General features: G+C 68.7%; 3 protein-coding genes. All 3 read right to left on the reverse strand.

Annotated features, from left to right (window positions below):
- Positions 1-513: 513 nt before the first annotated feature.
- A complete protein-coding gene (locus Ari01nite_RS51250; protein WP_203791626.1) occupies positions 514-3,315 on the reverse strand; it encodes a helix-turn-helix transcriptional regulator in 2,802 nt (933 codons plus the stop codon).
- A 400-nt stretch (positions 3,316-3,715) separates the two neighbouring features.
- Positions 3,716-4,543: a CARDB domain-containing protein gene (locus Ari01nite_RS49135; RefSeq protein ID WP_203791627.1), complete on the reverse strand. Its 828-nt coding sequence runs from the start codon at positions 4,541-4,543 to the stop codon at positions 3,716-3,718.
- Positions 4,544-5,138: 595 nt separating this feature from the next.
- Complete coding sequence (locus Ari01nite_RS49140; protein ID WP_275410974.1) at positions 5,139-5,282, reverse strand: LuxR C-terminal-related transcriptional regulator; 144 nt, start codon at positions 5,280-5,282, stop codon at positions 5,139-5,141.
- Positions 5,283-5,729 lie beyond the last annotated feature (447 nt).

The raw sequence follows: 5,729 nt of genomic DNA on the forward strand, positions 1-5,729 counted from the left end.
GCGACGTGACGCTGTGTAGCGAGCGGTTCGCGGCTAAAAGAGGACGTGTGATCTTGAACGGGTTGGTGTTTCGGCCTTTTCTGTTCTTGTACATTCCCCTCCTGCTGCCTACAGAGTTTGAGACCCTGCGCACTGCAGAAACTGCGAAGGAATGGCGCTTTGGAAGAAGCGGTTTTGGGGAACCAAGCCGGGAACCGGGTCCTTAGGTTGCTGGTCCTCGCACCGCCCTCGCCAAGGGCGCGTGTATCCCCGAACGAGTGGCATGTTGCACCGCCCGAATAGAATCGTGACGGCCCGTCGTACACACCTCGGAACGCCCATTGATCGTTGCCATCCATGCCGCCCGTCCGGACGACCGGCACATACAGGTCAGGATTGCCGACGCACCCGAAATTGAGCGGGTGTATATCGCATTTGCCTAGGACAATCCGTCATAGACGATCGAGGCCGCAAGACCCTCGGTGTCGGCGCCTGCACGCTGTCCTCGGCCTGCTGGCCCACGATGGGAGGATCTCATCGGATGTCGCTACCGTCGTGTCGGGGTCTCTCCTCTCGCCGCCTGCGGGCGAGTTCGGCGAGTTGTACCCGGTTGGCTGTCCCCGTTTTGCGGAGCATGTTCGAGATGTGCACGCTGATCGTCTTCTCGCTCAACACGAGTGCCTTCGCGATCTCGGCGTAGGTGCCGCCGGCCAGCAGGTAGCCGAGGATTTCTCGTTCGCGGCGGGTCAGTCCGGGCAGGTCGGATGTCGGTTCGACGGGGCGAGCGGTCTCGGTCGGGTTGATGCGGGCGCTGCGCGCCAGCTTCTGTAGGTCGGTGAGCAGCGGCTGCGCGGCGAGGTCGGTGGCGAGCTGTTGGGCGCGGCGGAGGGCTTCGGGGGCCTCGCGGTGGGTGCGCCGGTCGCGCAGGGCGGCCTGGGCCTGCCGCCAGCGGGTGTAAGCCTCCTCCCAGGGCAGCCCGGCCTCGTAGCAGGCGTCGGCGGCCGCTCGCCAGAGCACGAGTTCGGCGGGATCACGGGCCGCCCGGGCCGTCTCAGCGTCCGCCCCCGCCTGCATTGCGCGCTGCTCGTCGTCCGGCAGCACCGCTCCAGGGTCCGGGACCACGATGGGGTAGCGGCGGCGGAGGTCGGCGAGCGCGGCCAGTACGCGGGCCGGATCCCTGCCGTTGTCGCGGCAGGCGTCGGCTTGGTCGGCGAGCGCTCGCGCGGCGATCGGCAGCATCTCCTCGACGTATCGGCCGCAGTCGAGGTCGCGTACGGCTATCTCGTAAGCGCGCTCCGGGTTGCCAGCGCCGAACGCCATCTGGGCACGCACCTCGTTGAACCGGAGGAACGATAGCCCGCTGGCGTGTACCGCGAAGATTTCCTCGGCGCGGGCGAGGTGCCCTTCGGCCTCCGCCTGGCGGCCCTGCAGGCAGGCGAGCTCGGCCGCGGTTAGCCGCGCGACCGCGTCGCCGCGCGGCCCGGGCCGCGCGCCGAGCGCCACCCGTAGCCGTCGCCGGCATTCCGGCCAGTCGCCCATCCGCAACAGCTGAGTCGCCTCCCACGCGCACATCTCGGCTATGTGGCTGTGCGGCGCCCCGCGAGCGGCGAGGTCCTCGGCGCCCCGGCGATAGATGGCGGCTGCGTAGCTCGGCGACGCATTGTGGTGCACGTTCACGGTCGCGTACACGGCGTCTTTGAAGGTGGTGAAGAGGCGCAGGCGCGAGGCGATCTTCCAGGCCCGGGTCGCATCCTGCTCGGCGCCCGGCCTGCCGGTCCGCAGCTTCGCGTATGCCGTGGGAATGAGCGCAGCCGGGAGTGCCTCTTCGTCGCCGCACGCCTCGGCAAGCTCGAGGGCCGTGCCGGCCAGCGGGACGCCGTCGGGATCGCCGGCGAACAGCATCGCCTCGGCAAGCCGGCCAGTGGCCAGCGCGTGTTCCACACTGCCCGGATACGGCGCGGTGACCGCGACCGCCGCCCGCCGAAGCTCCACATTCGGCCCGTCGATACCCATCGACATGCGTAACACCGCCCGGCGTACCATCAGTCGGCCCAACCGCAGCGGCTCCCGATCCGGCGGTAGCAACTCGATCAGCGCCTCGACCGCTTCGAGGTCCTCCGGCCCCAGCCCCGCCTGCGCGGCCGCGGCCCGGATCTGCTCCCAGAGGTCGGTCCGGCTGATCTTGGGGTTCTTGAGGTTCGGCCACAGCGACAGGGCACGCCGGAAAAGGCGCAACCGTTCCGCGGCGCCGGCAGTGGCATCGGCGGCCTGCAACGCCCACCGGAACGCCGGCTCGGTCATTCCCGCTCGCTCGTAGTGATCGGCCAGGTCGGCGATGTCCGTCGGGTCGTCGTGGAGCGCCGACGCGTATGAGGCATGCATTTGCCGCCGCTGCTCCGGGAGAAGGTCGCCGTCCAGGATCTCGGCGAGCAGCGGATGGGTGAACCAGTAACGCCCCTCCAGGGTCGCCCGCATCACTCCGGCCTCGACCGCCTCACGTAGCACCGGGAGCACGGGTGCGCCGAATCCCAGCGTGAGCGCGATCCGGACGAGCCGGTCATACGACTGCGGATGCCCGCCGACCGCCACGATCCGCGTCAACTCCCGGGCCTGCGGCGACATCTCGCGCCAGGGCCGGATCACCGCGTCGCGCAGGCGCACGGGCCGCGACGCCGGGAGCACGGTCGCCCGCGGATCGACGTCCCGCACCAGCAGACTGGTCAAATACGGGTTCCCGCCAGTCCGCACGTGCACCTCGTCGACCAGCCCTTCGTCGGGCGGACGGCCGAAGATGCCGGCGATCTGCTCACCGGTCCCGGCCCGGTCCAGCCGGTCGAGGATCAGTTCGCGTACGCGAGGAAGGCGCTGCACATCGGCCAGCCAGCCGGACAGCCGCTCATTTTCGGCCCCGGCCCGCAACGTGACGATCAACGCGAGTCCCCGATCCTGGCGCCCGGCGATCACGTAAAGCAGGACATCGAGGGAACTCTGGTCAGCCCACTGCAGATCGTCGACGACCAGCACCACCGGCCGGTCGGCGGTCGAACGGTCCAGCCAGGCGTCGAACTCCACCACCGTGACACCGTCGCCCAGGCCGGCCAGCCGCAGCACCCCACGTAACGGCAGCAGCGGCACAGTCATCGAGGTCAGCGGCAGGCAACCAGCCCAGATCGTCTCCACCCGATCACTGGCCGCCCGGCACGTCTCGCCAACCAGCGAAGTCTTGCCCACACCCGCCTCGCCGCGTACCAACAGTGTCGAGGCCCGCCCGCCTACGGCGTCACCGATGCAGGCGAGCACCGCCGCACTATCCTCGGCACGCCCAGCCAGCGTCACATCTCCGAGTCTCGCCCCCTGACGGCATCATGTCGAGTTGGCCGGGGTCCAGGTCCTCGGGGCGGCTTCACCTCCGAAGCCGCGGCGAAGGCGGCGCGGACGCTGTCCGAGCCAGCAGCACGCGGGCCGGACGTTGACGGCCTCCCGGCGGCTGCGGTATCGGCTGAGCACGCGGCACCATCCGGCTGACGACGTCGCGTCCCTAAACGGTGGCACGTAGAGCGGTTCCTGATCCGGCCGGCGACGGTGCCCAGCACCGCCGCGCCGTGCGCACCGGCTGCTATTTCCATGAAGCGGTGACTGTTGCCAACGGAACTCTCAGACTGCTTGCCCGACACACCGGGTACCTGCAGATCCTGTGACACCGCGGATCTTGAGGCCGGGGGCCTCGTCCGTTCGTTCACGACGGCGTGCAGGGCACGTCGCTCGTGCCGCTCGGGCCCTGCGGCACCGTGGCCGTGATGCGTCGGATGTTGTTCGTCTCGTCGGCTTCGTCGACCTCGTGATCGGGGTCGACGGTGAGGGTGAAGGTATGCGTGCCGTCGGCCGATGACAGGTCCGTCGGAATGCTCAGCACCACGGCATCGATGGTGGCGGCGAATTCTCGGGTTTGTCCGCCGGTCTCCGCGACGCGGACGGGCACCGATCCCTCAAAGCCGCCGGGCCCGTCGTTGCGGACCGCCGTGCGGATGGTGAATCGGTCGGATCCGATCGTCGAGATCGAGCAGGTCGCCTTGGTGGACATGCGGAAGTTCGGCCGGCGGTCGGCCGTGCCGGACGGCACCAGCGTCACCTGTGTGGCCGGCCCTGCCAGGTTCTGGTGGATCACCAGGGTCGCCGTGCCGGTCGGCTCCGCGACGACGGTGACCACGACGGTGCACGTCCGCCCAGCCTTGACCGTCTGGTTCGCGCAGTCACCGCTGTGCCGGAAGGTCTGGGCGGCCGGACCCTCGATCTCGATCTCGTTGATGCGTAACGGCCGGCTGCCGGTGTTGGCGATCACGATCGAGGCATGGCATCCCGCTGCCGCGCATAGCTGCTGCTCCTGCGGTACGGACAGGCACAGACTTCCCTCGCACGTCTCGTCCGGCCCGGCGCTGCTTGTGGACGGTGTTGGGGAGGGCGTCGGCGTCGGTGTCGACTCGATACGCGGGTAAGTAGTTTTGCCGGTGAATCCGTCGGCGACCGCGGCACCGCTATAGGTCAGCAGGAGCGCGGCGCCGGTCACCACGACACCGACGGCCGCACGGACGTGCAGGTACGGCCCGGTCACCGAGAACAAGGTCGCCACCACGGCCCCGATGATCGCGCCGGTTAGTTTCTGACCCGGCGAGCCTTCGAACGTCGCCGTCAGGACGGTGCCGCAGATGGCTCCGATGATGGAGATCCCGGTGGCGAAGGCCGCGTCGCGGGCTGTGGTTGGTGTGGTGGCGGAGGCTGATGCTTGCATGTCGATACTGCTCATCGTCATTCCCATCCGGTTTCCGGTTTCATCCGGTAGTGCGGGTGGCGGGACGCCGACGGCGGGAGGCGGCCGCGATTGCGGCTCCAAATGCGGCGGCGATGGTCATCTGGGCTGCTTCGTTTGGTGGTGTCGTCGACGCTGCTCTGGTGGCCGCTGTTCCACATTGGGTTCCAGTCCTCAGATAGTTGGCCTGGACCCTCAGGTTCTGCTAATCGGGCCCGGGCCGTGCGTGCGGCCGGGTGCCGGCTTCGGCGTCGTTGTGGGAGGGTAGGTGCCGACTGGCCAAGGTGGGAACGCCGGACTTGGTGGTTGGTCTGGTCACGCCCCGTCCTGCTGGCTGCTTCGGGCGCTGGATAAGTCAGGCGTGCCGATCGTTGCGGGCGGCTGTGAAGCTGTGGGCGAGCTGAGCGAGTTCGACCCGGCCGGTCGTGCCGGTCTTGCGCAGCATGTTCGAGATGTGCACGCTCACCGTCTTTTCGCTCAGCACCAGCGCGCGGACGATCTCGCCGTAGTCCGGCGGGAGCCCGGTGGGATCGACTGGTCGCGGGCAGTGGTGACTCGATCAGCGTCCGGGGCGCTCAAAAGGGGGATCTGACGTGGCCAAACCCGGTCGACCGCGGCAAACCAGGATCAAAGATCCACATTTGTGCGACCGCGCGGTGCCCCGTTGACGGTGCTGATCTCGGCGGCGAACACCCCAGACGCACAGTTGCTGTTCCCGTCGAGCTCGCGGACGATGGCCACCATCAACCGGCCGACCCGCCGGCGTACCTTCGCAGCAGATCACTGCCTTCGTGCCTTATCGGCGGCCGTTGAGCGCGCCGGTCGGACCTCGCCCCGCAGGCAATCACCACTGTGATTGTTGACAATCCTCCGTTGCCGCGGCAACGCCTTCGCAGTGTCGACTGGACGTGGCTACTCGTCCAGCGTCCCGCCGGGATTCGCGAAC

Source organism: Paractinoplanes rishiriensis (assembly GCF_016862375.1).
In the GTDB taxonomy this organism is placed as follows: Bacteria; Actinomycetota; Actinomycetes; order Mycobacteriales; family Micromonosporaceae; genus Actinoplanes; species Actinoplanes rishiriensis.